We start from the raw sequence: 23,632 nt of genomic DNA on the forward strand, positions 1-23,632 counted from the left end.
TTTTTACGGCTCAATGCCCGCGCAACTCCGCATCGATCTTCGAATGCGCCGCCGTATCGCGCATGAACCAGCACACGATCAAGGTGCAGGCGATCACGCCGGTGACGTACCAGTAGAACCCCGATTCAAGATTCACCGACTTGAACCACAACCCGACGTACTCGGCCGTGCCACCAAAGATCGACACCGCGAACGCATACGGCACGCCCACACCGGTGGCGCGGATCGAGGCCGGGAACATCTCGGCCTTCACCAGCGCATTGATCGAGGTGTAGCCCGAAACGATGATCCAGGCGCAGGCGATCAGGCCGAAGGCTTCCCACGGCCCGCTGGCGTGGCGGATGGCCGTCAGCAGGGGCACGGTGAAGATCGTGCCGAGCAGCGCGAAGCCCACCAGCAGCGGGCGGCGGCCGATGCGGTCCGACAGCGCGCCGTACAGCGGCTGCAGGCACATGGCGAACAGCAGCGAGGCGGCCGAGACGGCGGTCGTTTGCGCGTCGGTCAGGCCCACCGACAGGCGCAGGAACTTCTGCATGTAGACGGTGTAGACGTAGAACGCCAGGGTGCCACCCATGGTCAGGCCGACCACCAGCAGCACTTCCTTCGGATGCTGGGCCAGCTGTTTCAGGCCGCCCATCGGCTTGGCCTTCTTGCGGGCGCTTTCGAACGACTGCGTCTCTGGCATGTCATGACGCATCATCAGGGCGATCAGGGCCAGCAAGGCGCCGCATACGAAGGGAATGCGCCAGCCCCATTCACGCAACTGGGCGTCGGTGAGCAGGAAGTGCTGCAGCACCAGCAGCAGCACCAGGGCCAGCAGCTGGCCGCCGATCAGGGTCACGTACTGGAAGCTGGCGTAGAAGCCGCGCCGCTTCGAGTCCGCCATCTCCGACAGGTAAGTCGCGCTGGCGCCGTATTCGCCGCCCAGGCTCAGGCCTTGCAGCAGGCGCGCCAGCAGCAGGATGCAGGGCGACAGGATGCCGGCGGTGGCATAGGTCGGCGCGCAGGCGATCAAGAGCGAGCCGGCGCACATCAGCAGGACCGACGCCATCAGGGCCACCTTGCGGCCGTGACGGTCGCCCAGGTGGCCGAACAGGATGCCGCCGATCGGGCGCACGAAGAAGCCCAGGGCGAAGATACCGGCGGTCGACATCATCTGGGCAGTGGGGTCCTGGGCCGGGAAGAAGGAATTGGCGAAGTACAGGGCGAACGCCGCGTAGCAGTAAAAGTCGAACCACTCGACCAGGTTGCCGGCCGAGCCGACGAAGATGGCGCGCAGGCGCGCGCCGGAAATAGGTTCGGCGGCCACCGGCTTGGCGCCGGCGACCGGATTGCTGATGGTTGTTGTCATTGGGTGTCTCCTCGATCAGAGATCTCATTGTCGGCACCGGTAGAAGCCGGCACATCCGCAATATTGGCGCGCGCTCCTCCGTAAAAATACGGAGAAGCCGGCGCGACGTTCATACAGCTGCTATCGTTGGCGCTTTTGGCCAGGGACTCTTCGATGTCATCCTTGTTCAAGCGACATCTCTGGCGCAAGCTGCTCGCCGTGGCGGGCGCGCTGGCCCTGATCTTCGCCGCCGGCTGGTTCGCCGAGCAGCGCGAGCTGCAGGCCAAGATGGAGGCGCTGCGCCAGGCGACGGCGGCGCACGTGCTGGGCCTGCGCGGCCTGGTGGAAAAGCACGACTTTTTGCCGCATGCGGCGGCGCGCCATCCCGACGTGCACCACCTGCTGCAGGCGCCCCACGACGCGGCCCTGCAGGCGCGCGTGAACGCCTATTTCGCCGACCTGCAGACGACGACCGGCGCCACTGCGCTGTTCCTGATCGATCGCGCCGGCCTGACCATCGCCTCCAGCAACTGGAACCTGCCATCGAGCTTCGTCGGCGAATCCTACCGCCAGCGTCCTTATTTCGAAGATGCGGTGGAGGGCCGCCGCGGGCTGTTCTTCGGCCTGGGCCTGACCACCGGCCAGGCCGGCCTGTTCATCGCGGAGCCCGTCCGCAGCGGCAGCGACGTGATCGGCGTCATGGTCGTCAAGATCAGCCTCGACCAGCTGGAGCAGACGTGGCGCCATGGCGCCAATCCGGTGGTCCTCAGGGACAGCCGCGGCGTGGTGTTCCTGAGCGGCGTGCCCGAGTGGCTGTTCAAGAGCGTCGGGCCGGTATCCGCGCTCGATGCGGCCTGGATCGCGGACCACGGCCAGTACGGCGCGCGGCGCCGCTTCGACGTCCTGCCCTGGACGGTCCGGGTGCGCGACGACGTGCCGGGATTCGTCCTCAGGACCAGCACCGGCGGCAAGGCGCGCGACTATCTTGCGCTGGATACGCCCTTGCCCGGCCTGGGCTGGACCCTGACGGTCCTTGAAGACATGCGCGAGGTGCGCGAGGCGCGGCGCCTGGCGCTCGCGCTGGGCACGCTGGCGATGGCCCTGCTGCTGCTCGGCGTACTGTACTGGCGCCTGCGCGAGCGGCGCTATGCCGAGCAGCAGTCGGCCCGGCTCGAGCTCGAGCACCGGGTTGAGGAGCGCACCCGCGACCTCCAGCAGGAATACGCCTTCCGCAAGGCGATGGAGGATTCCCTGCTGGTCGGCATGCGCGCGCGCGACCCGGAGGGCAAGATCATCTACGTCAACCCCGCCTTTTGCGCCATGGTCGGCTACAGTCCGAACGAATTGCTCGGCTGCCGGCCGCCGTATCCGTACTGGCATCCGGACGACCTCGAAAAACACGAGCGGGACAGCGACGACGCCCTGCTCGGACGCGCCGCGCCGCACGGCTTCGAATCGCGCATCCGCCACAAGGACGGGCACGACGTGCTCACCATGGTGTATACCGCGCCCCTGATCGACGCCGACGGCGTGCACCGCGGGTGGATGAGTTCGATCGTGGACATCACCGCGCAAAAGCAGGCCGAGGCGCGCCAGCGCGACCAGGAACTGCGCCTGCAGCGCAGCGCGCGCCTGGCCAGCGCCGGCGAGATGGCCTCGACCCTGGCCCACGAACTGAATCAGCCGCTGATGGCGCTGTCCAACTTCGCGATCGCTTCGCGCGCCCTCGCCGCCAGGGGCGACGCCGCCATGCTGACCGGCGCGCTCGACGACATCGTCGAGCAATCGCGGCGCGCCAGCGAGATCGTCAAGCGGGTGCGCGCGATGATCAACCCGCAGCGCGCCGACTACGCCACCCTCGTCATCGGCGCCGTGATCGACCACGTCGAAGCGCTGCTCAGGCCCGAGCTGAGCGGCCAGGGCGTGCTGCTGCGTGTGATGCTGGAAGACCCCGCAGTGAAAGTGCGCGGCGACCAGGTCCTGCTCGAGCAGGTGCTGGTCAACCTGATCCACAATGCGGCCCAGGCCATGCTCGACCAGCCGCGCCATCGCCGCCGCATCGTGCTGGCCACGTGCCGTGTCGCGCAAGGTGTACGCATCTCCGTCAGCGACCAGGGGCCGGGCATCCCGCCGGAGCAACTGGAACAAATCTTCGCCCCCTTCTTCACCACCAAGCCCGACGGCCTTGGCCTGGGCCTGAACATCTGCCGCACCATCATCGAAGCCCATGGCGGTTCGATGATGGTCGCGAATGACGCGGATGGCGGCGCCGCGTTCTCATTCATCCTTCCCATAGTCCCATGAAAGATTCACCACTGACCCCGCCACTGACCCTGTATGTCGTCGACGACGACGAAGCCCTGCGCCGCTCGATGTTGCTCCTGCTGTTCTCGCAGGGGCTGGCGGTGCAGGCCTTCGAGTCCGGCGAAGCCTTCCTCGAGGCCGTCGACCCGAGCCAGCCGGGATGCGTGATCCTCGACCTGCGCATGGGCGGCATGAGCGGCCTGGCCGTGTTCGAGCGCCTACGCGCCGAACACAGTCCGCTCGTGACGGTGTTCCTGTCCGGGCACGGCGACATCCCCATGGCGCTCGAGGCGGTGCGCAGCGGCGCCTGGGACTGGGTGGCCAAGCCCGACACCCAGCAATTGCTGGACAAGCTGCCCGACGCCATCACGGAGGCCCGCGCGCGCGGCCACGCGAGCCGGTTGTGGGAAGAATTGACGCCGCGCGAGCGCGAAGTCGCGCGCCTGGTCGGCCTGGGCCAGCCCAACAAGGAGATCGCGCGGGTGCTGGTGCCGCCCTGCGGCCCGCGCTCGGTCGAGACCCACCGCGCCAACATCTTCCACAAGCTGGGGTGCGCCAACGACAACGAGCTCGGAAGGTGGCTGGCGGCCTATCCCTGGCTGCGATAGGCGCTTATTTTCCCGGCCACTGGCCCTCGATCACCCGCGCCAGCGCCTCGACGCCCTGCCGGATCGCCTCCGGCTGCACCGCCGAAAAGCCGAGCAGCAGGCCGGGCGCCACCGCGCAGGCGGGCGTGGCGGCGGCGTTCGCGTAATACCCGAGCGGGCGCAGCTCGATGCCGGCTTCCAGCGCCGCCTGCGCGACGCGCGCTTCATCCGGGATGCGCCCCTTGCGATCCGGCCTGAAATGGGTGCACAGGTCGAGTCCCACGTCGGCCGGCCCGTACGTCAGGCGCTCGCCGAGCCGGTGTTCCAGCGCCGCCATCAGGACCGCGCGCCGTTCGGCATACGCCTCGCGCGTGCGCCGGATATGGCGCATGAAGTGTCCTTCGGCGATGAAGTCGGCCAGCACCGCCTGCGGCAGCATGGCGTGGTGCATGTCGACCACCGCCTTGGCGCGCGCCAGCGGCTCGGCCAGCGCCGGCGGCGCCACCACATAGCCCAGGCGCAGCGCCGGGAACAGCACCTTCGACAGGGTGCCGACGTAGACCACGCAGCCGGCGCGGTCAAGGCTCTGCATCGAGGCCAGCGGCGCTCCGGTGTAGCGGTATTCGCTGTCGTAGTCGTCCTCGATCACCCAGGCGCGCCTGGCCGCGGCCCAGCGCAGCAGCTCCAACCTGCGCGCCAGGCTCATGGTCGCGCCCAGCGGCAGCTGGTGCGACGGCGTCGCGAACACCATGCGCGCATCGGGATAGTGGCGCGCGCCGTAGGCCACGTCCATGCCCTCGTCCGTCACCGGAACGGTGCGGATGCGCGCGCCGGCCACCAGCATCGGCGCACAGGCGCCCTGGTAGCCGGGCGACTCGACCCAGACTTCGTCGCCCGGCGCCAGCAGCAATTGCGTGAGCAGGTACAGCGCCTGTTGCGAACCCGAGGTGATGACGATCTGCTCCGGCGTGCAGACCACGCCGCGCGAGGCGCGCAGGTAGGCGCACAGCAGTTCGCGCAGCGGGGCGTAGCCGTTGGCGGGGCCATAGCCAAGGTAGGGACCATGATCGGGGCCGCGCTGCGCATGGCGCAGGTGGCGCGCTTCGAGCTTGCGCCACAGGTCGAAGGGGAACAGGTCCAGGCCCGGCATGCTGGGGCGGAAGGCGCGCACCGGACCCTCGTAGAGACGGCGCGTTCCCATGGCTTCCGCCAGCGCCGCGCCGCGCTCCGGCAGCGCGCGCAGCAGCCCCGGCGCCGCTGGCGCCTGGCGTGCCAGCGGCAAGGCTGCGTCGACGAAGGTGCCCTGCCCCACGCCGCCGCGCAGATAACCTTCGCTGGTGAGCTGGTCGTAGGCCGCCAGCACGGTCTGGCGCGACACGCCGAGCTGCCGGCACAGGTCGCGCGTGGCCGGCAGGCGCGCGCCGGGCGCCAGCGCGCCGTGCAGGATCGCGTCCTTCAGACGGGCGTACAACTGGCGAAACAGCGGCACGTCGCTGCTGCGATCGAGCGACGCGCTGGCGATCAGGTCATGGACATGCATGGCGGACGGCGAAGAATTGGTATGCCCATCTTCCATGGAATTGGCTATTTCAGCAAGCCAAAGCAGGGCCTACGATAGGTCCTGGACACGAGCGCTCTGTCGCCAATTACCTCACCACCGAAATCGTCATCCTGGAGAACCCCTAGATGTACTGCCCTGCCCGCTTCATGCAATCCGAATCCGCCCCGATGCACGCCCTGGTCGCCGACCATCCGCTGGGCATGCTGGTCACGCAGCAGGGCGGCATGCCGGACGCCGATCACCTGCCGTTCGAACTGCTGGTCGAGGAAGGCGTGCTGCGCGCCCACGTGGCGCGCGGCAATCCGGTGTGGCGGCGCGCCGGGCAGCGGGTGCTGGTGGTGTTTCGCGGGCCGTCCGGCTATGCGACGCCGGACCGCATCGAAAAAGCCGAGACCGGCGGCCGGGTGGTGCCGACCTGGACCTACAACGTCGTGCACGTGCACGGTACGCTGCGCGCGATCGACGATCGGGACTGGCTGCGCGCGCTGGTCGAGCGCCAGACCGACCATCAGGAGGCGGCGCTGCCGGATCCGTGGTCGGTCGACGATGCGCCAACCGACTACACGGCCAGGCTGCTGGCCGCCATCGTGGGCATCGAGATCGTCATCGACCGCATCGAGGGGAAGTGGAAAAGCGAGCCGCCGCCGCGGGTGGCAACGGCCCAGCTCGCTTGAGAACTGCTTAGTGGCTGGAACCGGTATGGCCCGCGCCCGAGCTGCCGGTGCTGCTCGACTTGCCTTGCGCCAGCTGCTCTGCATGCTTCAGGTGTTCCTGGACGACCGGGATCATCTTGTCGACCTGGCCCTTGACTTCCGGATCCTTGGCGCCCTTCGAAGCCGCCTGCAGCTTGGTCAGCGTTTCCTTGTGGGCGCCGACGCCGCCCTGCTTGACGTAGGCCTTGTCGAAGGCGTCGCCGCTCATTTTCTCGAGCTTGGCCGACATGGCCTTGTGCTTGGCGTCGAGCTCGGTCGGCAGGGTCACGCCCTTCGACTGGGCCAGGGTCTGCACCTCGGTCAGCGCCTTGCCGTGGTCGTCGACCATTTTCTGCGCGAAGGCCTTCACCTCGGCGTTCTGGCTCTTGCTTTGCGCCAGCTTGCCCATTTCGACTTCGGCCATGTTCGACATGCCCATGTCCATGATCGCCTTGCGGTCGGCGCTGGTCAGCTTGGCGTCGCTGCTGGCGGTGGCGGCAGTGCTGCTGGCGCCCGATTGCTGGCTGGTCTGTGCCTGCGCGCCGACCGCACCGAACATGGCCGCCGCGACCGACACGGCCATCAGGCGCTTGAGGATCTGATTCTTTTGCATGTTGCTCTCCTGTCTGAAATAGAAGGGGCTATGCACCGGCACGATGCCGGCGCCCTGGCCTGATTGTTGTAGTCGGATCGCCCGCCTCATCAATGCAAAATCCATTGATTGTCAACGAAACAATCTCGAGTCTGCCGAGTGTATCGCCGCGTGTTCAAGACCAGCGCGCGTTAGCCGACAAGCAATTTCAGAACAAAAAAGCCAGCCCGGACAGGCTGGCTTTCGAGGAAAGCAGCTGCGATCAGCGGAAGCTGAGCGTCGCCGTCAGGTCGCCCGGCGGCCGCGCGCCGCGCGCTTCGAAGGCGGCGTTGCGGGAGGCCAGGCCCTCGAGCAGCGGCAGGCCGTGCAGGCGTGTGATGAAGCGCAGGATCGAAGTCGTGTCGTAGAAATTGTGGTCGACCGCGCCGCGCTTGGCGTGCGGCGACACCACGATCGCCGGGATGCGCGAGCCCGGACCCCAGCGGTCGCCCTGCGGCGGCGCCACGTGGTCCCACCAGCCGCCGTTCTCGTCGAAAGTGATCACCACCACCATGTCCTTCCACTGCGGCGACTTCTTCAGGTGCTCGATGATGTTGGCCACGTGGGCGTCACCCGACTCGATGTCGGAGTAACCTGCATGCAGGTTCAGGTTGCCCTGCGGCTTGTAGAAGGCCACCGCCGGCAGCTTGCCGGCGACGATGTCGGCGATGAACTTGTTGGAGATCGGGCTGTCGCCCAGGCCGCCGTCGCGCAGGTGTTCCGCGCGTTCTTTCGTGCCCGGCGCGAACTGCTTGAAGTAATTGAACGGCTGGTGGTGGTACTGGAAGTTCGGGCGCTCGCCGGCGCCGCGGCCGTCGAGCGCCGCCTGCATGCCGCCGCCGTACCAGGCCCAGCTCACGCCCTTCCTCGACAGCAGGTGGCCGATCGTGTCATAGGTCTGCGGCGGCAGGGTCGACGCGTCAAGCGGGTCGGCGTGCAGCGGGTCGCCGTCGAAGGCCGGCCGCACCCAGCTCGGCTGGTACGGCGGCGCCATCGTGTTGACGGCGTAGCCATCGGGCGTCATCGCGCCGTTGCGCACGAACTTCGGCTTGCCGTCCAGCGCCGAGGCCGGCGAATCGGGGGCCAGCGCCAGGCGCACGCCCTGCGGGCCGTCTTCCAGCACCGCGATCTTGTTCTTCGCCGCCGTCTCGGCCGCATTGAAGTATTCCGGCACGCGGCCGCTGATCAGGAACTGGTGGTTCAGGTAGGAGCCGCCGAAAGCCGCCATGAAGAAGTTGTCGCACAGGGTGAACTCGCGCGCGATCTGGTACAGGCCCAGGTTCTTCGACGTCTCGCCGTAATACCCCATCACCATGCCGCCGGCGTCGGACCAGGCCGCAAAGCCGTCGTTACGGCCGCCATTGATCTGCATCTGGTTATGGTAGAACTGGTGCACCAGGTCGCGCGTGATGACGCCTTCCGGCAGCGGCTTGTCTTCCGCGTCCGTCAGCTTGTACGGCGCGTTCGGCAGGTTGGCCGACTGGGCTTCGGTGGTGATGTAGTCCTTGCCGCCGATGTTCTGGCGGCCCGGCACCACGCCGCCCCAGGCCTTGGGCAGGGTCGGCAGGATCGAGCCGTCGCGGTCGCGTTGCTGGACGCTGGCCGCCGGCACGCTCGCCAGCGGCACGGCCAGGCCGGGGAAGTCGGCGAACAGGTTGTTGAAGCTGCGGTTTTCCAGGTAGATCACGACCACGTTCTTGACGTGGGCGCGCAGCTTGGCGTCGAGCGAACCCTTGGCAACAGGCTTCGCAGGGGCTGCGACCGCATTCGTCACACCGGGCAAGGTGGCGGCGCCGACCGCGGCGGCGGCCTGGAAGATGCGCCTGCGCGCGGGATTGTCTGGCTGGATGGACGCTTCGGGTCCCTGGTCTCGATCGTGCACGAATTGCTCCTATTGCTGTCGGCGTGGCAGCCGCAAAGGAAGTATTATCCGCGCAATTTACAATTAGAAACAATCAGAAACAAATAAAGTGTGATTCGTCAAAGAGCCGTCACATTTTATAGGCACAATGCAAGTGCTCCTAGGGAAGGGCACTCGGCGGTGCAAACCGCCCTACCGGCGCCGGCGGTCGGGAAACATACCGGCACCAATTTCTTGAATGCAGGCCCACATGTGTGGGCCTGCATTTTTTCTTGCTTCCTGCTTCAGCCGTATAACGGAACCAGGATGTCGTACGCATTGTCTGGACGCGCATCGTCGTCGACCGTCGGCGTATAGCGGCGGTCGTAGCGCTCCAGGCGGATGCCGTCCTCGTCTTCTTCCATGCCCAGCTGTTCCATGGTCGCGATGCCGGTGACGGTGCTGGCCTGGGCGTGCACCATGGGCCCGCGATGGGTCATCAGGGCGTAGCGGCGTTCCGGGATGCGGATGCCGATCATGCCGGGAGGGAGGTTGTTCAGGTCTGCGACTTCGACGGCGATGCACTCGAGTTTCACGCCGCCATATTGCGGCATGCGGACGCCATAGTGCAGGCCATCGGTCTTGCCCAGTTCCCCCTCGCGGGCGAGGAAGGATTTCCAGATTGCTGGCAACTCCGTTTCCAGAACCGAGGCGGGCCCTGCGACAGGCAGCCCGGCGAGCTTCATTTCAGGTAGTGTAACGGTTGAGATGTGCATGATAGTGGCTTGCTGATGGACGAAAAGATTATAGCCTTATCTCTTCGACAAGATTAGCATCCACGCAATCGTGCGGATCGATTTCTCGTGTCAAAAGGAGAACAATGTTGCCTACCTCACTCAAAGCCCTGCTGAAAGAGCTCGAAACCCTCGGCGTCAATCATGACGCGGCCCCCGCCAACCGTGCGCGCCGCCTGCTCAACATCACCCACGACACCGGCGAATTCCTGGCCGTGCTGGTGCGCGCCATGGGCGCCCGCCGCGTCCTCGAGATCGGCACCTCGAACGGTTATTCCACCTTGTGGCTGGCCGACGCCGCGCAAGGCATCAACGGCAGCGTCACGACGGTCGAGCTGTCGGCCGACAAGGTCGCGATGGCGCGCGAGAATTTTGCGCGCGCGTGTTTACAGGATCGCATCGTGCAGGTCGAAGGCCAGGCCGCCGACTTCCTGGCCAGCAGCGCCGACGAATCGTTCGACTTGATTTTCCTGGATTCCGAACGCAGCGCCTACCTCGGCTGGCTGCCGCAGATCGAACGCATCCTGCGTCCGGGCGGGCTGATAGTGGTCGACAACGCCACGTCGCACGCCCAGGAACTGGCGCCGTTCATGCAGGCGCTGCGCTGCGCGTCCGGCTGGAGCACCAGCCTGGTCCCGGTCGGCAAGGGCGAGTTCCTGGCGACGAAGCATTGATTCCGCTTGGTTCCGACCCTCGTGCAGTTCAGGCACGGTTTTGTGCAGTCCATCGCACGGGGCGCGCCAGGTAAAGACGCGCTCCCTAGAATGGCCTCATCAACTTACCGGAGACCACCATGAAACGCGCAGCCATCGCCGCCCTTCTCACCCTTGCTTCCCTGTCGGCCCAGGCCGCCGAGCAGGTGCGCAACGTCACGCCGTTCAAGACCATCGATGCGCGCGGCCCGGTCAGCCTGGTGGTCGAGGTGGGCAAGGCCCATTCGGTACGGGTCGAAGGCAACCAGAAATTCATCGAGCGCGTCACGACCGAAGTCGTGAACGGCGAGCTGCGCCTGGGCTTCGAGGACAAGAACAGGAACAACGTCAATATCAAGGACGGCGAGCGGGTCGTCGTCACCATGCCCGAGCTCGCCAGCTTCCGCGGCGAAGGCGCCGGCCTGATGGTCCTGAATAACGTTCGTGGCGAACACTTCGACGTCAACTACCGCGGCGCCGGCAGCCTGCAGATGAACGGCCGCGTAGGCCACCTGCGCCTGAACGCCGAGGGCGTGGGCGAAGTGGTGGCCAAGGACCTGGTGGCCCAGGATGCCGACGTGACGTTCCGCGGCATCGGCGAAGTGTCGGTGCATGCCAAGAACCGGCTCAACGCCAGCGTGCAGGGCCTGGGCAACCTCACTTACTACGGCAAACCGCAATCGGTCAGCCGTTCGGTGTCGGGCATCGGCAACGTGACCGCCGCGAAATAACGCCGCACAATCAGTCCAGTAGGGTTGGCAGCTACGCTGCCGACGCGGCTAGTCGTTGACCAATTCAAGTAACACCTGCGCGTGGCATGGCCCGTCGAGCCGGCACCAGCAAGCCAGGTTGTGTCCGCGCAGGATGCTCTGCGCCTCTTGCGCCAGCTGGCGGCCGTCAGGATCGTCGCTCAGCCAGCGGCGGTAGGCCGCCACCGCCTGTTCCACCGTGGGCATCGCCACGTAGCGCCCGACCGGCGTGCCCGGCGCCACATCGGGCAGCACCGAAAATGGATTGCCCCAGCGGCCCGGACGCGCCACCGAAATCGTGTTCGGCGGCATGCGCCAGCCTTTCTTGCGACTGAGTTGCACGCGGTATGGCGTCATTGGCTTTCCTCATGATTGGCTCGAAGCCATCATACCGGGGCCAGGCGCTCCTGCATCGACTGCACGCCAGCGCTGCCGCAAGTGGACGCGAGGAACTCCATCAAGCGCTGCAGGGTCTCCAGGCGCGCCGCATAGATGATGTAGCGGCCCTGCTGGCGCGGCGACACCAGGCCCGCATGGGTCAGCTCCTTCAAATGGAAAGACAATGACGAGGCCGGCATTTCGAGGGCGGCGGCGATATTGCTGGCGGACTGGCCCTGGGGACCGGCCTGCACCAGCAGGCGGAAGGCGGCGAAGCGCGATTCCTGGGCGAGCGCGGCAAGCGCCGCGATGGCGAGATTGGTTTGCATGCGAACAGTACTCTTTCGATTCAAGGGCCAGCGCATCGATGCTGTAGCCACGGTTCGAATACTGTCGAAAGACTTTGACAAGGTGATGACAATCGGTGGCGAAAAGCGCGCGCCTGGGCCTTCACAGGCCCCGGCGCGCGCCGTCCGTCAGGCGCGCTTGCGCAATGCCTCCTGCACCGGCTCGGCAACCGGCAGCACCGACGGATTCTTCTGCCTGGCGGCATCGTCCATCAGTTCATACCACATCGCGTTCAGCACGCCGAACGCCGCTGCCAGCGGCAGTCCCAACAACCAGGCGAAATACCACATGATCGGTTTCCTTTCTTTCTTCGATTAGTAGGCGTGGCCCTTGCCATCGCGGATCTCGGTCGGATTCACCTTGCCCCACAGGACCTTGTAGACCCAGCTGGTGTAGCCGATGATCAGCGGCAGGAAGATGCAGGTAGAGACCAGCATGATGAACAGGGTCAGGTGGCTCGACGACGAATCCCACACCGTCAGGCTGGCCTGCGGCTGGATCGACGACGGCAGGATGAAGGGGAACATCGAGGCGCCCACGCTCAGCACGATGCCGGCGATCGACAGGCTCGAGGTCAGCATCGCCACGCCTTCCTTGCGCTTGAGCAGCGCCAGGTAGGTCAGCAGCGCGCCGACGATGCCGGCGCCTGGGGCCAGCTGGGTCCACGGATGGGCCGCATAGTTGGCGAACCAGGCGCCGGCGACATCCGCCTGCACGGTCTTGAACAGCGGGTTCGATGGACCGGTCGTCACCAGCTCGCCCGTGACGCGGTAGCCGTCGACCACGTTCCACAGCAGCACGCCGGCCATGGCGTACAGCACCACGGTGGCGAGCGCCGCGCGGATGCCCCAGGCGCGCGAGCGGCTGGCCACCAGGCCATCGGTCTTGAGCACCAGCCAGGCCGCGCCATGCATCACCAGCATCGCCACCGACACCAGGCCGCACAGCAGCGCGAACGGGTTGAGCAGGCCGAAGAAGCCGCCTTCATAGAAAATCTGCATGTCGGGTTCGATACGGAACGGCACGCCCTGCAGCACATTGCCCATGGCGACGCCGAAGATCAGCGCCGGCACGAAGCCGCCGACGAACAGGGCCCAGTCCCAGGCCGCGCGCCATTGGGTGCTGTCTCGCTTGCTGCGGTACTTGAAGCCGACCGGACGCAGGATCAGCGCCAGCAGCACGGCCGCCATGGCGAGATAGAAGCCCGAGAACGAGACCGCGTACAGCTGCGGCCAGGCGGCGAAGATGGCGCCGCCGCCCAGCACCAGCCAGACCTGGTTGCCTTCCCACACGGGGCCGACGGTGTTGATGACGACGCGCCGTTCGAGGTCGGTCCTGGCCACGAAAGGCAGCAGGGCGCCGGTGCCGAGGTCGAAGCCGTCGGTCACGGCGAAGGCGAGCAGCAGGACGCCCAGCAGCACCCACCAGATGACACGCAGGGTGTCGTAGTCCAGAAGCATGTGAAGAATCATGTTTTTACTCCGCAGTGATCATTGGCGCAGTGCGCATCGCCGGCGTGGCGCCGACCAGGGGGCTGTGGCTGCCCGGGGCGTGTTCGGTCTCGAGCTCGGGGCCTTTCCTGATCGCCTTGAGCATCAGCTTCATCTCGACCACGATCAGGATCGAATACAGCACCACGAAGCCGAGCAAGGTGGCCAGCACGGTCTGGATGCCGATGTTCGACACCGCGACCGCGGTCGGCAGCACGCCTTCGACGGCCCACGGCTGGCGGCCCAGTTCGGCCACGATCCAGCCGGCTTCGGCGGCGATCCACGGCAGCGGGATCGACCACACGGCCACCTTCAGCAGCCATGGATACGCGTCCAGGCGGCGCCGCGCCGATAGCCAGAAGAACACGGCAGTGAGCACGATGAAATAGATGCCGAGACCGACCATCACGCGGAACGACCAGAACAGCGGCGCCACTTGCGGCACGGTGTCGTTGGCGGCCTGCCTGATCTGCGCCTCGGTGGCCTGGCGCGGATCGTCGACGTAGCGCTTGAGCAGCAGCGCATAGCCCAGCACCTTGCTGTTCTCTTCGAACTTCGCCTGCAGCTCGGCCGGCACCGGGCCCTTGCCGCCGAGCGCGCGGATCTGCTCCAGCGCGTCATAGGCCAGGATGCCCTGGCGCACGCGCACCTCGGCCAGCTTGACCAGGTCGTTGATGCCCGGGATCTCGCTGGAGATCGAACGGGTGCCGATCAGGCCCATGACCCAGGGGATGTGGATCGCGTAATGGGTCTCGCGCGCCGCCTGATCCGGGAAGCCCACCGCGGTGAAGGCGGCCGGCGCCGGCTGGGTGTCCCACATGGCTTCGATCGCGGCCAGCTTCATGTGCTGGTGCTCGGTGGCCAGGTAGCCGCTTTCGTCGCCCAGCACCACCACCGACAGCGAGGCGGCCAGGCCGAACGAGGCGGCCACCGTCATCGAGCGCTTGGCCAGCTCGGCATGACGGCCCTTGAGCAGGTACCAGCTCGATACGCCGAGCACGAACAGCGCGGCGACCACGTAGCCGGCCGACACCGTGTGCACGAACTTGGCCTGCGCCACCGGATTGGCCAGCACCGCGCCGAAATCCGTCACCTCCATGCGCATGGTCTGCGGATTGAGCGACGCGCCGACCGGGTTCTGCATCCAGCCGTTGGCGATCAGGATCCACAGCGCCGAGAAGTTGGTGCCGATGGCGGTCAGCCAGGTCACGACCAGGTGCTGCACCTTCGACAGGCGGTCCCACCCGAAGAAGAACAGGCCGACGAAGGTCGCTTCGAGGAAGAACGCCATCAGGCCTTCGATGGCCAGCGGCGCGCCGAACACGTCGCCGACGTAGTGGCTGTAGTAGCTCCAGTTCATCCCGAACTGGAACTCCATCACCAGGCCGGTGGAGACGCCGATGGCGAAGTTAATCCCGAACAGCACGCCCCAGAACTTGGTCATCTGGCGCCAGATCGGGCGGCCGGTCATCACGTACACGGTTTCCATGATGGCGATGACCATCGACAGCCCCAGTGTCAGGGGTACGAACAAAAAGTGGTACAGCGCCGTGAGGGCGAACTGTAGTCGGGAGAGCCCGACGACGTCGAGATCCATGGTGAATCCTTTCTTCTTGGTTGAATCGATGGTGGTTGTCAGTCGTGACGCAGCGCGCCAAGCGCCGCGTCGAATCCTCGTGTGCCGCGCCGGTGGTCGGCGACCAGGCGCCCCGCGCGCATCACCAGCAGCCGATCGGCAAGCGCGGCGTCGCGCCGCAGGTGGGTGGCCAGCAGCACGGTGCGGCCGTGCGCATGACGCGCCAGGCGCGCCAGCACGTCGGCGGCGGTGGCGGCGTCGAGCGCCTCGGTCGGCTCGTCCAGCAGCCAGAAGTCGGCCCTGCGCAGCAGCAGCCGCGCCAGCGCCAGGCGCCGCGACTGCCCGCCCGACAGGCCCAGGCCGCCCTCGCCCAGCGGCGTATCCAGGCCGCGCGCCAGCATGCGCACGTCGACCTCGAGGCCGGCGGCGCGCAGCGCGTCCCACAGCGCTTCGTCGCCGGCCTGCGGATCGGCCAGGCGCAGGTTGTCGCGCAGGCTGTCCTGGAACAGTTCGGTGCGCTGGGTCAGCCAGGTGGCGGGGAGCGCCCTCACCTGCCCGGCGCGCGGCGCCAGTTCGCCGGCGACGAGTCCCAGCAAGGTCGACTTGCCGGCGCCGCTGCCGCCGACCACGGCAACCCGCTCGCCGCGCGCGATGCGCAGGCTGACCTCGTGCAGCGCGGCCCCCTCGCGGCCCGGATGCACGACGCTGGCGTCGCACAGCAGCAGCGCTTCGTCGTCGCCCGGCGCGCCGACGGCGCTGGCGTCATCCGCTTCCTGATGCAGCCGGGGGCCGACGCGGCGCGCCGCCAGCCAGCTGCGGCCGGCCTCGATGGCGCCGCGGCGCATCGCGGCGAACGGTTCCAGCGCGGCCAGCGCGATCAGCAAGGCCAGCGCCGCCGCCGGCGCGCTCGCTCCCAGCCCAGCCACTGCCAGCAAGGTCGCCGCCACGGTCAGGTGGCCGCCGACCGCATAGGTCCAGCCGGCGCCGGTCTCGAGCCGGTGCAGCGCAGCGTCGGCGCGCGCCAGCTTGTCGTCGACCTGCGCCAGGCGCGCGCACTGGGCCGGCAGGCGGCCGGCCATGGCCAGATCGGTCTGGCCGGCGACCAGGTCGATCGCCTGGGCCCGCAGCCGTTCCAGCGCGCGCGCCCGGCGCAGCGCCAGCGGACGGGCAAGACGCGCGACAAGGGCAGCCACACCCCAGCCGAAGGCCAGCAGCCAGGCGAACATCGCCAGCCCGAGGCGCCAGTCGAGGTTGGCCAGCACCACGCCGGCCAGCAGCGCCGCGCCGAGGGCGGCGCTGGCCGGCACGACCAGGCGCAGATAGATCGATTCGAGCGCGTCGATGTCGCCGGTCAGCCGGAACAGCAGGCGCGCAGGACGGCGCAGCAAGGCGCGCGCCGCCTGCGGGCCGGCCCAGCCGCGAAACAGCCGTTCGCGCAGCGCGGCCAGCACGCCCAGGGTGGCGTCGTGGGTCACCATGCGCTCGGCGTAGCGGCCGAAGGTGCGGCCCAGCGCCAGCAGGCGGATCGCGGCGCTCGGCACGAAGACATTGAACATGACCATGCCGCCCGCCAGGCCGGCCAGCGCGGTGGCGGTGATGAACCAGCCCGAGGTGCCCAGCAGCGCCATCCCGGCCAGCACCACCAGGGTGGACAGGAAGGCGCCCAGCGCCAGGCGGCGCCCGCCCGTTTTCAGGAACAGGGCAAGGACCGGTTGCAGGTCGTGACGAGCTTTCATGCCGCGCTCCGTTTGGTGAAGGGTTCGCCGATGCGCACCACGCGCTTCATGCGCGCGGCCAGGGCCAGGTCATGGGTGGCGACGATGAGGGTGCGGCCCTGGGCCAGCGTTACCAGCGCGTCGATCACGCCGGCGGCGGTGTCGCGGTCGAGGTGGGCGGTGGGTTCGTCGGCCAGCAGCAGGCCGGCATGTGGCGCGCACACCGCGCGCGCCAGCGCCAGGCGCACCAGCTCGCCGCCCGACAGGCCGAGACCGCCCTCGCCCAGGCTGGCGCCCGGTGTGGCATGGCCCACATGGCCCAGGCCGGCGCGGCGCACGGCGGCGCCGACCGCCTCGCCGTCGATGCCGTCGCGCTCGAGCGAGACATTGCCGCGCACCGAGCCGGAAAAGACGTGCGGCTTCTGGCCGATCCAGGCCATGCGGGCGCGCAGGTCGGCCGCCGACTGTGCATCGAGTTGCACGCCGCCGATGCGCACCGCGCCGCCATTGGCGGGCGCGAGGCCGGCGATGACCGACAGCAGCGTGGTCTTGCCGCTGCCGCTGGGGCCGACCAGGGCCACGTGCTCGCCGGCGCGGACGTACAGGTCCTCGCCATCGAACAGCGGCGCTTCGCCGGGATGCTGGAATACCAGACCTTCAATATCGACCGACGGCGCCACCGAAGGCGCGACCGATGCGCGGCCGGCGCGCGGCCTGCACTGCGGCGCCAGCGCGCCCGGCAGCGCCAGGCCGGCGTGCTGCAGCTGCTCGAGTTCCTTCAGCGCCGCCTCGCCCGAGGCCTTGTCGTGCCACACGGCGGCCAGTTCGCGCAGCGGCTCGAAGAAGGCGGGCGCCAGCAGCAGGATGAACAGGCCTTCCGCCAGCGTCAGGCGCACGCCCCAGCTTCCGGGACCGATCTCGCCCAGCAAGTGGAAGCCGACATAGACGGCGACCAGCGCCACGCCCAGCGCCGAGAACAGTTCCAGCGCGGTGGAAGACAGGAAGGCGATGCGCAGCACGCGCATGGTGCTGGCGCGCACGCTTTCGGCGGTATCACGCACGCGCTGCGCGGTGGCGTCCACTGCTCGAAGCGCGCGCAGCGTCGACAGGCCGCGCAGGCGGTCGAGCAGGAAGCCGCTCATGCCGCCGATGACTTGCAGCTGCGCTTCGCTGGCGGCCTTGGCGCGCCAGCCGATGACGGCCATGAAGACCGGGATCAGGGGCGCGGCCAGCACCAGGATCAGGGCCGCGGTCCACGAGAAATAGAGGACGACGAGCGCGATCGCGGGCGGCGCCAGCATCGTGCGCATGCGCGCCGGCTGGTAGCGCACCAGCCAGGGCAGCACGGCCTCGGCCTGCTCGGCCAGTGCGCTGGCGGCGCGGCCGCTGGCCAGGCGTTCGCGGTCGAGCGGCGAGCGCGACGCCAGGGCCTGCGCCGCCTTGCTGCGCAATGTGGCCAGGTGCCGGCGCGAAGCCGCGAACAGGCGGCGCGCGCCCCAGGCTTCGCTGCTGGCGCGCAGCACGCCCAGCGCCAGGAAGCCGCAGGCCGGCGCCAGCATGTCCGCCAGGCCGGCGCCATGGGCCAGCTGCTGCACGGCATGGGCCAGCAGGGCCGCCTGTGGAATCCACAGCAGCGCCGCCGCGCTCATCACGAAGGTGGCGCTGCGGGTGGATGGGACGAGCGTGGCCGGGCCACGGCCTTGACGGCGAAGCATGGTGGTTCTCCAGACGATTGAGGGGTGCGGCGGCTGGCCGCGCGGTGAAACCGGGTCAGGCGGCCAGTGGCGGCGCCCTGCTGCGGTGGTCGCTGAGGAAGGCCGAAGCAGGCCGCAGCGCCGGCCCGTGGGGGCGCAGGATGCGTTCGAGCGGGGCGTCCAGCAGCACCAGGCTGCCCGGAGGATGGGCAATGATGGCCAGGTCGTCCTGCGCCAGGCAGGCCGGGCAATGCATGCCGGGGTGGACGGCCTCGTCGCCGGCGGCGCTGTCGGTATCGAGGTCCAGCGCCACCAGCCTGGTGCCGACCGACAGGCAGACGTCGATCCAGGTCTTGCCCTGATGGGCCGGCAGGTTCGATGCAAGAGACGGTGCAAGCATGCCCCACAGGATCGCCAGGGCGGCGAGCCAGAGGATGATGGAGCGGTTGCGTTGCGCGTTCATGGTGTTCAGTCCTGCAGTGAAGCAGATGCCTTGATCTACGTTATTTCTGACTTGCGCCAAACTTTCTAAACATTCTGAATTTTCAGAAGTTAGTGAAATTATGCACTGAAACTTCAAGTTTGTCTGGAAAGGAGAGTGACTTTGTCGGGAATTACTCATGTGTTGACAGCCTCCTGCACCACGATGGTGAAGGCAGTCCGTGTGCGTGTCGTGGGACCGTGGGATAATCCACCTTTCAAAAGCATCGAAAAGTTCTCAACCATGACGCCACTCGTCCAAACATTCGTGAGTCACTTCGGTGAGATGGGCAGCCGCTGGGGCATCAACCGCACGGTGGGGCAGATCTATGCCCTGCTCTTCGTCACCGAAGAACAATTGCACGCCGACGACATCGGCGAGAAGCTCGGCATCTCGCGCTCCAACGTCAGCATCGGCCTCAAGGAATTGCAGTCCTGGGGCCTGGTGCGCCTGTCGCGCATTCCCGGCGACCGGCGCGAGTATTTCACCTCGCTCGGCGACGTCTGGGAAATCTTCCGCGTGGTCGCGGCCGAACGGCGCCGGCGTGAAGTGGCCCCGACCCTGTCGGTGCTGCGCGAATCGCTGATGGCCAACGCCAATACACCCGAAGACCAGTTCGCCCAGGAGCGCATGCGCGAGATGCACGAACTGGTCGACCTGGCCAATAACTGGTTCGACGACCTGCAGCGCCTGTCGCCCGAGTCGATGTCGCAGCTCATGAAAATGGGTTCCAAGGTGCAGAAGCTGCTGTCGGCCAAGGACCGCCTGTTCGGCGCGGCGGCGGCCAAGGAAGCAAGGGACGAATAGCGCGGGAGAGGTACGGTCGATGTCGTATCGAACTGCAGCGTGCGCTCGGCACGGGGCCTGATGGTCTCTGCCGGTATCAGGCGGGCTGGCGCCGTCGCCCGGCCCACCAGACACTCAGCGCAAACAAGGCGACGCCGCCGGAGAGGCCGAATGTCAGCGCCGTGTCGCGTAATTCCAGGTCGCCGCCGTTAGACGCCATGATGGGATAACTCCACGGGAAGAGGCGCCAGTATTCGGAACTGCCGAGCTGGATGATGCCCATCGTGGCGCACACGCCCACCGCCAGCGGCAAGACGATGTTCTGGCTTGCCCAGCTCAGGGAATGCTGGAGGACGAGTATCGGCAGGCTGGCCAGCAACGCCGCCAGGAGGGCGCCGGCCATCGACCATGCGGGCTGGACCAGTACATTGCCATCCGATAGCAGCGCGGCTGCACCGGTTGCCAGCAGCAGCAAGGAACAATGGGCGATCGCCAGCATCGCCAGCGCCAGGAGCAGCTTGGCCACGTACAGCTGGCGCGCGCTGACCGGCAGCGTGAGCATCAGACGCCAACCATGCTGGCGGTGTTCGGCGCCGTTGACGAGGGCCGTGCACAGCGCCAGATAAAGCGGCAACATGAAGTAGCACCACAATGCCCGGTTGCCCATCCAGAAGCTGCTCCAGGCGGCGGGACTGATACCGTCCCACCCGGCTTGACGCAACAGCATGCCGGTATTGAGCAGCACGACCATCAGCGGGCAGGCCAGCATGACCATCAGCGCCAGCGATCGGCGCGCCTTGAGTATTTCAAGCCGGAACAACGTCAAGAGCATCGCTAGCATCTTTCTCGAAGGTCAATTCATGAAACCAGTGCTCCAGCGTCGGTCTATGGAATACGGACTGGTACAGCGTGATCCCTTCCCTGACCAGGACTGCGTTCAGCTTCGCGCTGTCATGGGCGTCGATCGGCGTCACATCGACGCGACGCGCGTCAATGACGCGCGCCGGATATCCGTGACGGACCAACACAGCCTGGGCACCGGGGCTGTCGCCCACTTCCAGCGTCAGGCTTCCGGTCTGGCTTGCCGCGAGTTGTCGCACCGATCCCTGGTGAACCACCTGGCCCCCGTGCAGCACGGCCACATGCGTGGCGATTTTTTCCACCTCGTCGAGCTGGTGGCTGGACAGGAACACCGTGCAGCCGGTTTGCGCAGGTAGACTGGCCAGCAATTTTCGGATATCCCGCATGCCTTGCGGATCCAGGCCGTTGCCTGGCTCGTCCAATATCAGCAGGCGCGGTTGGCCGAGCATCGCATGGGCCAGCGCCAGTCGTTGGCGCATGCCAAGCGAATAGCCGGCGATGCGCTCGCCAGCGCTGGCAGCAAGGCTGACGACCTCGAGTACGCGCGCGCTTTCGGTACGGGGCAAGCCCTTGATGCGGCGCCCAATCTCGAGAAATTCTTTCGCCGTCAGGTTGGGATAGAGCGCAGGCGAGTCGACCATGCAGCCGACATCGCGCAACACAGCCGAGCGCTCCACATCGATGGCGCGACCGAGAATGCGCACCGAGCCGCTGTCAGCTGCCAGGAGCCCGGTCAGAATACGAATCGTGGTCGATTTGCCTGCCCCATTATTACCCAGGAAAGCGAACACGCTCCCGGCAGGGACCTGCAGAGAGAGTTGACGTAATACGTTGCGCTGTCCCAGCCGTTTGTCGACCCCGACCAGTTCGATGACGTTCATGCGGTGCAGGCTTGCGCGGCGGTAGTAGGGTGCTCGGTAGTCAATGGAGGATGACGGTAATTGTTGTTCAATCGTGATATCCGCGAGGTTGTCCGGTATCGCAGGCTGGTGTCGCAGGCTGGCGTCGCGGACTTGCCTGCAATTGGTACGGCATTCGCCGCCCCCCCCCCGGCGCCCGGCGCCACCGTGGACCCGCCCGCAGAGGGTGCATCTGTCCGGTGCCAGGCCACGACCGCACCGGCTGTTTCGTGAATGCTTCCCCCTGGGACCTTATCGCCCTCGCATGCCGGAAGACACTATCAAATATGACAGGATGTTTGATCAGCGAGCTCAGGCAAACTCCTGAGGCGCATTGTCTTCTCGCGAGAGGGCGCGTCAGTACGTCGTGACAGCGCGCGCTGATAGCCGTGCTCGCCGTTTTCGCATGCGCGGCTAGACTGGGGTTTTGATTACCAGACCACTGTCCATGAACATTGTCTGTATCGCCTGGGGCTCGCTGCTGTGGAAGCCTCAGGGTCTCAAGCTGGCATCCCGGCGGCCCACCGCTTCCCCTCGAATTCGTGCGCCAGAGCGACGACAGCCCCGAGCTGGCGCTGGTGCTGTGCGAGAGCGCGCGCCTGGCGCCGACCTACTGGGCCTATCTCGCCACCGACGATCTCGACGAAGCCCGCGCCATGGTGCGCGAGCGCGAGAAGATCACGCTTGAACGGCCCGAATGGATCGGCAGCATCCCGGCGGTCGATGGCGCGCAGGAGGATCCCCGTATTGCGGCCTGGCTGCGCGCCAGGCGCATCGACGCGGCGGTGTGGACCGCCGTGCCGCCGAAATTCGATGGCCAGAATGGGCGGGTGCCGACGGCCGACGAGGTCGTGACATGGCTGGACAGCTGCACCGGCGAACGGCGCGCGGCGGCCGAGGACTACATCCGCCGCACGCCGGCCCACATCGATACCCTTTATCGGCGCGCCATCGAGACGCGGCTGGGATGGCGGCCGCTGCGCGAGGCGCACGTCACCCAGGCGCGCTGAAACGATTCGACAGCAAGAAACGAAGCGCGAACCCGGCGGGTTTGCGCGAAGATCCCGGCGTCTCCACTTTCACCGCGACGCCGCCATGACCACGCCCTCGTCTTCCCTTTTCCCGATCCGGATCGTCCCGCTGGCGGACGCCTTTCTCGCGCGCGTGCGCGCCGGCGCCGACGACCAGGGCCAGCCCGTGGAGCGCCACGTCGCCCGGGGCGGCGAACCGCTGCGCGACTGCCTGCGCCGCGCCCTGCCCGGCGAAGCGATCCTGCTGGCCAGTTATTGCCCGTTCACCGTCGCGGGGCCGTACAGGGAATACGGGCCGGTCTTCGTCTCGGCGTCCTCACAGCCTGCAGCGCGCCTCGACACGCTGCCGCTCGATGGCGAGCAGCCCTATCTGGGCGCCGGCTTCGTGTTGCGGGCTTATTCGGTGGATGAGCGGATCGTGGATGCGAAGTTGAGCTCACCAAAGGCCGCAGAAACCGATTTACAGGCTTTCCTGGCACGCGATCAAGTTGCTTTCGTGCTGGTCCGCTTTGCTGCATATGGCTGTTTTGCGTTGCGTGTCGCACGCAGGTGGAAGTAATGCAGCTCCGGATTCGCGGGTCCAAGGTACTCAAGCATCTGTCAGACTACGACCTGTCGAATCGTTCTGCCGGGCCATGGTCAGAACCTCGCGGAGATTCATTCGCAAGTAATCCGTGTTACCGACATATCCCCCAAGCGCTTCCTCGGCACGTTTCTCGATCTCTTCAGCAGAGATATGAAATCGATGAATCATATTCTGGATATCCTCTTTATCCGGATCGGACAATCGGGCGATCTTGCTGACAATAAGGTCGAGAGGACTCAGCACGTAGACTTTCATCATGTCGGTGCCGATTGGTACCGGCACCGCGTCCTGCTGGTAGTCCTCATGCATTAATGCGAAGGTGCTGTTGTAACTGGCATCGAGATACAGCATATTTCCTTCTTTCGTCTCGACAACCAGGTCGGCAGGCAACAAGATTCGCTTCGAAAACTCGGCGTCAACGTCGGTGGTGGTCCGCGCGGCCGTGTACAAGTGAATTGCCATTCCACCAGCAATGAGCATCGTCAGTGGCTCACGCAAATTCGTACGCTGTTCCCCCCTGTGCCAATATAACTTGAGACACCTACCCGATTAATTTAGAGTACAGCGGTAGGTCCCCAACATGCACAGCCGAAAGCATCAAATCAGC

Annotated in this window: 25 protein-coding genes; 8 read left to right on the forward strand and 17 right to left on the reverse strand. The window is 66.7% G+C overall.

The genetic code is table 11. From position 1 onward, the window contains the following. Positions 1-10: 10 nt before the first annotated feature. A complete protein-coding gene (locus HMPREF9710_RS01370; RefSeq protein ID WP_005663176.1) occupies positions 11-1,351 on the reverse strand; it encodes an MFS transporter in 1,341 nt (446 codons plus the stop codon). Further along, a complete protein-coding gene (locus HMPREF9710_RS28180) occupies positions 1,348-1,521 on the reverse strand; it encodes a hypothetical protein (RefSeq protein WP_169331305.1) in 174 nt (57 codons plus the stop codon). The genes HMPREF9710_RS01370 and HMPREF9710_RS28180 overlap by 4 nt, the downstream gene beginning before the upstream one ends. Between HMPREF9710_RS28180 and HMPREF9710_RS01375 the strand changes: the two genes are divergently transcribed. Next, positions 1,505-3,634: a sensor histidine kinase gene (locus HMPREF9710_RS01375; RefSeq protein ID WP_005663177.1), complete on the forward strand. Its 2,130-nt coding sequence runs from the start codon at positions 1,505-1,507 to the stop codon at positions 3,632-3,634. The two genes, HMPREF9710_RS28180 and HMPREF9710_RS01375, sit on opposite strands and share 17 nt — an antisense overlap. Next, entirely contained in the window at positions 3,631-4,242 is a 612-nt protein-coding gene (locus tag HMPREF9710_RS01380; RefSeq protein WP_005663178.1) for a response regulator transcription factor, read from the forward strand. Before HMPREF9710_RS01375 ends, HMPREF9710_RS01380 begins: the two co-directional genes overlap by 4 nt. Positions 4,243-4,246: 4 nt before the next feature. Here the strand turns inward: HMPREF9710_RS01380 and pdxR are convergent, their stop codons facing one another. Then, positions 4,247-5,761, reverse strand: coding sequence for a MocR-like pyridoxine biosynthesis transcription factor PdxR (gene pdxR, locus HMPREF9710_RS01385; protein WP_005663179.1), 1,515 nt, complete (start codon positions 5,759-5,761; stop codon positions 4,247-4,249). A 146-nt stretch (positions 5,762-5,907) separates the two neighbouring features. On the opposite strand from pdxR, the gene HMPREF9710_RS01390 reads away from it, so the two are divergent. Further along, positions 5,908-6,456, forward strand: a complete 549-nt coding sequence (locus tag HMPREF9710_RS01390) for an FMN-binding negative transcriptional regulator (RefSeq protein WP_005663185.1) — start codon at positions 5,908-5,910, stop codon at positions 6,454-6,456. A 7-nt stretch (positions 6,457-6,463) separates the two neighbouring features. On the opposite strand, the gene HMPREF9710_RS01395 is transcribed toward HMPREF9710_RS01390, so the two are convergent. From HMPREF9710_RS01395 to HMPREF9710_RS01405, 3 genes are all read right to left on the reverse strand, one after another. Next, on the reverse strand, positions 6,464-7,087 hold the full coding sequence (locus tag HMPREF9710_RS01395; protein ID WP_005663188.1) for a DUF4142 domain-containing protein: 624 nt from the start codon (positions 7,085-7,087) through the stop codon (positions 6,464-6,466). Positions 7,088-7,328: 241 nt separating this feature from the next. Beyond that, a complete protein-coding gene (locus HMPREF9710_RS01400; protein ID WP_005663190.1) occupies positions 7,329-8,987 on the reverse strand; it encodes an acid phosphatase in 1,659 nt (552 codons plus the stop codon). A 263-nt stretch (positions 8,988-9,250) separates the two neighbouring features. After that, positions 9,251-9,721, reverse strand: coding sequence for a GyrI-like domain-containing protein (locus tag HMPREF9710_RS01405; RefSeq protein WP_005663193.1), 471 nt, complete (start codon positions 9,719-9,721; stop codon positions 9,251-9,253). A 104-nt stretch (positions 9,722-9,825) separates the two neighbouring features. Here HMPREF9710_RS01405 and HMPREF9710_RS01410 point away from each other — a divergent pair, with 104 nt between their 5' ends. Further along, positions 9,826-10,413, forward strand: coding sequence for an O-methyltransferase (locus HMPREF9710_RS01410; protein WP_005663197.1), 588 nt, complete (start codon positions 9,826-9,828; stop codon positions 10,411-10,413). Positions 10,414-10,532: 119 nt separating this feature from the next. Beyond that, positions 10,533-11,162 carry a head GIN domain-containing protein gene (locus HMPREF9710_RS01415; RefSeq protein ID WP_005663199.1) on the forward strand — a complete coding sequence of 210 codons (630 nt, stop codon included), beginning with the start codon at positions 10,533-10,535 and terminating at the stop codon, positions 11,160-11,162. 48 nt (positions 11,163-11,210) lie between these two features. On the opposite strand, the gene HMPREF9710_RS01420 is transcribed toward HMPREF9710_RS01415, so the two are convergent. The 8 genes from HMPREF9710_RS01420 to HMPREF9710_RS01455 form a co-directional block, all read right to left on the reverse strand. Then, the gene (locus HMPREF9710_RS01420; RefSeq protein ID WP_005663202.1) at positions 11,211-11,537 is read right to left on the reverse strand and encodes a DUF4326 domain-containing protein; all 327 of its coding nucleotides are present in this window, start codon (positions 11,535-11,537) and stop codon (positions 11,211-11,213) included. Positions 11,538-11,566: 29 nt separating this feature from the next. Next, complete coding sequence (locus HMPREF9710_RS01425; RefSeq protein WP_005663203.1) at positions 11,567-11,887, reverse strand: ArsR/SmtB family transcription factor; 321 nt, start codon at positions 11,885-11,887, stop codon at positions 11,567-11,569. A gap of 147 nt (positions 11,888-12,034) precedes the next feature. Further along, complete coding sequence (gene cydX, locus HMPREF9710_RS01430; protein WP_005663204.1) at positions 12,035-12,196, reverse strand: cytochrome bd-I oxidase subunit CydX; 162 nt, start codon at positions 12,194-12,196, stop codon at positions 12,035-12,037. A gap of 24 nt (positions 12,197-12,220) precedes the next feature. Continuing rightward, complete coding sequence (gene cydB / locus HMPREF9710_RS01435) at positions 12,221-13,378, reverse strand: cytochrome d ubiquinol oxidase subunit II (protein ID WP_005663206.1); 1,158 nt, start codon at positions 13,376-13,378, stop codon at positions 12,221-12,223. 4 nt (positions 13,379-13,382) lie between these two features. Next, positions 13,383-14,993 carry a cytochrome ubiquinol oxidase subunit I gene (locus HMPREF9710_RS01440; protein ID WP_005663208.1) on the reverse strand — a complete coding sequence of 537 codons (1,611 nt, stop codon included), beginning with the start codon at positions 14,991-14,993 and terminating at the stop codon, positions 13,383-13,385. A gap of 38 nt (positions 14,994-15,031) precedes the next feature. Then, positions 15,032-16,708, reverse strand: coding sequence for an amino acid ABC transporter ATP-binding/permease protein (locus HMPREF9710_RS01445; protein WP_005663209.1), 1,677 nt, complete (start codon positions 16,706-16,708; stop codon positions 15,032-15,034). Then, a complete protein-coding gene (cydD, locus tag HMPREF9710_RS01450; protein ID WP_005663211.1) occupies positions 16,705-18,402 on the reverse strand; it encodes a thiol reductant ABC exporter subunit CydD in 1,698 nt (565 codons plus the stop codon). Before cydD ends, HMPREF9710_RS01445 begins: the two co-directional genes overlap by 4 nt. 55 nt (positions 18,403-18,457) lie before the next feature. After that, the gene (locus tag HMPREF9710_RS01455) at positions 18,458-18,844 is read right to left on the reverse strand and encodes a DUF2946 domain-containing protein (protein WP_005663213.1); all 387 of its coding nucleotides are present in this window, start codon (positions 18,842-18,844) and stop codon (positions 18,458-18,460) included. A 261-nt stretch (positions 18,845-19,105) separates the two neighbouring features. Between HMPREF9710_RS01455 and HMPREF9710_RS01460 the strand changes: the two genes are divergently transcribed. Continuing rightward, positions 19,106-19,669, forward strand: a complete 564-nt coding sequence (locus tag HMPREF9710_RS01460; protein WP_040774875.1) for a GbsR/MarR family transcriptional regulator — start codon at positions 19,106-19,108, stop codon at positions 19,667-19,669. 76 nt (positions 19,670-19,745) lie between these two features. Here the strand turns inward: HMPREF9710_RS01460 and HMPREF9710_RS01465 are convergent, their stop codons facing one another. Together HMPREF9710_RS01465 and HMPREF9710_RS01470 are read right to left on the reverse strand one after the other, a co-directional pair. Beyond that, positions 19,746-20,480: an ABC transporter permease gene (locus tag HMPREF9710_RS01465; RefSeq protein WP_169331308.1), complete on the reverse strand. Its 735-nt coding sequence runs from the start codon at positions 20,478-20,480 to the stop codon at positions 19,746-19,748. Next, positions 20,455-21,390, reverse strand: coding sequence for an ABC transporter ATP-binding protein (locus tag HMPREF9710_RS01470; protein ID WP_005663220.1), 936 nt, complete (start codon positions 21,388-21,390; stop codon positions 20,455-20,457). The genes HMPREF9710_RS01465 and HMPREF9710_RS01470 overlap by 26 nt, the downstream gene beginning before the upstream one ends. A gap of 560 nt (positions 21,391-21,950) precedes the next feature. Between HMPREF9710_RS01470 and HMPREF9710_RS01475 the strand changes: the two genes are divergently transcribed. Next, complete coding sequence (locus HMPREF9710_RS01475; RefSeq protein WP_005663221.1) at positions 21,951-22,418, forward strand: hypothetical protein; 468 nt, start codon at positions 21,951-21,953, stop codon at positions 22,416-22,418. Between the two features lie 85 nt (positions 22,419-22,503). Next, positions 22,504-22,998 carry a DUF1203 domain-containing protein gene (locus HMPREF9710_RS01480; protein WP_005663222.1) on the forward strand — a complete coding sequence of 165 codons (495 nt, stop codon included), beginning with the start codon at positions 22,504-22,506 and terminating at the stop codon, positions 22,996-22,998. Positions 22,999-23,028: 30 nt separating this feature from the next. On the opposite strand, the gene HMPREF9710_RS01485 is transcribed toward HMPREF9710_RS01480, so the two are convergent. Then, complete coding sequence (locus HMPREF9710_RS01485) at positions 23,029-23,523, reverse strand: DUF6036 family nucleotidyltransferase (protein ID WP_218918179.1); 495 nt, start codon at positions 23,521-23,523, stop codon at positions 23,029-23,031. Positions 23,524-23,632: the final 109 nt, after the last annotated feature.

The sequence above is a fragment of the Massilia timonae CCUG 45783 genome (assembly GCF_000315425.1).
Taxonomy (GTDB): domain Bacteria; phylum Pseudomonadota; class Gammaproteobacteria; order Burkholderiales; family Burkholderiaceae_D; genus Telluria; species Telluria timonae.

Bases quoted from the DNA above. Each gene is read 5' to 3' on its own strand.
- HMPREF9710_RS01425 (WP_005663203.1), bottom strand. From the start codon at position 11,887: ATGCAAACCAATCTCGCCATCGCGGCGCTTGCCGCGCTCGCCCAGGAA.
- HMPREF9710_RS01460 (WP_040774875.1), top strand. From the start codon at position 19,106: ATGACGCCACTCGTCCAAACATTCGTGAGTCACTTCGGTGAGATGGGC.
- HMPREF9710_RS01440 (WP_005663208.1), bottom strand. From the start codon at position 14,993: ATGGATCTCGACGTCGTCGGGCTCTCCCGACTACAGTTCGCCCTCACG.
- HMPREF9710_RS01415 (WP_005663199.1), top strand. From the start codon at position 10,533: ATGAAACGCGCAGCCATCGCCGCCCTTCTCACCCTTGCTTCCCTGTCG.
- HMPREF9710_RS01465 (WP_169331308.1), bottom strand. From the start codon at position 20,480: ATGCTCTTGACGTTGTTCCGGCTTGAAATACTCAAGGCGCGCCGATCG.
- pdxR (WP_005663179.1), bottom strand. From the start codon at position 5,761: ATGCATGTCCATGACCTGATCGCCAGCGCGTCGCTCGATCGCAGCAGC.
- cydX (WP_005663204.1), bottom strand. From the start codon at position 12,196: ATGTGGTATTTCGCCTGGTTGTTGGGACTGCCGCTGGCAGCGGCGTTC.
- cydB (WP_005663206.1), bottom strand. From the start codon at position 13,378: ATGATTCTTCACATGCTTCTGGACTACGACACCCTGCGTGTCATCTGG.
- HMPREF9710_RS01420 (WP_005663202.1), bottom strand. From the start codon at position 11,537: ATGACGCCATACCGCGTGCAACTCAGTCGCAAGAAAGGCTGGCGCATG.
- HMPREF9710_RS01410 (WP_005663197.1), top strand. From the start codon at position 9,826: ATGTTGCCTACCTCACTCAAAGCCCTGCTGAAAGAGCTCGAAACCCTC.
- HMPREF9710_RS01395 (WP_005663188.1), bottom strand. From the start codon at position 7,087: ATGCAAAAGAATCAGATCCTCAAGCGCCTGATGGCCGTGTCGGTCGCG.
- HMPREF9710_RS01380 (WP_005663178.1), top strand. From the start codon at position 3,631: ATGAAAGATTCACCACTGACCCCGCCACTGACCCTGTATGTCGTCGAC.
- cydD (WP_005663211.1), bottom strand. From the start codon at position 18,402: ATGCTTCGCCGTCAAGGCCGTGGCCCGGCCACGCTCGTCCCATCCACC.
- HMPREF9710_RS01390 (WP_005663185.1), top strand. From the start codon at position 5,908: ATGTACTGCCCTGCCCGCTTCATGCAATCCGAATCCGCCCCGATGCAC.
- HMPREF9710_RS01445 (WP_005663209.1), bottom strand. From the start codon at position 16,708: ATGAAAGCTCGTCACGACCTGCAACCGGTCCTTGCCCTGTTCCTGAAA.
- HMPREF9710_RS01480 (WP_005663222.1), top strand. From the start codon at position 22,504: ATGACCACGCCCTCGTCTTCCCTTTTCCCGATCCGGATCGTCCCGCTG.
- HMPREF9710_RS01370 (WP_005663176.1), bottom strand. From the start codon at position 1,351: ATGACAACAACCATCAGCAATCCGGTCGCCGGCGCCAAGCCGGTGGCC.
- HMPREF9710_RS01455 (WP_005663213.1), bottom strand. From the start codon at position 18,844: ATGAACGCGCAACGCAACCGCTCCATCATCCTCTGGCTCGCCGCCCTG.
- HMPREF9710_RS01405 (WP_005663193.1), bottom strand. From the start codon at position 9,721: ATGCACATCTCAACCGTTACACTACCTGAAATGAAGCTCGCCGGGCTG.
- HMPREF9710_RS01470 (WP_005663220.1), bottom strand. From the start codon at position 21,390: ATGAACGTCATCGAACTGGTCGGGGTCGACAAACGGCTGGGACAGCGC.
- HMPREF9710_RS01375 (WP_005663177.1), top strand. From the start codon at position 1,505: ATGTCATCCTTGTTCAAGCGACATCTCTGGCGCAAGCTGCTCGCCGTG.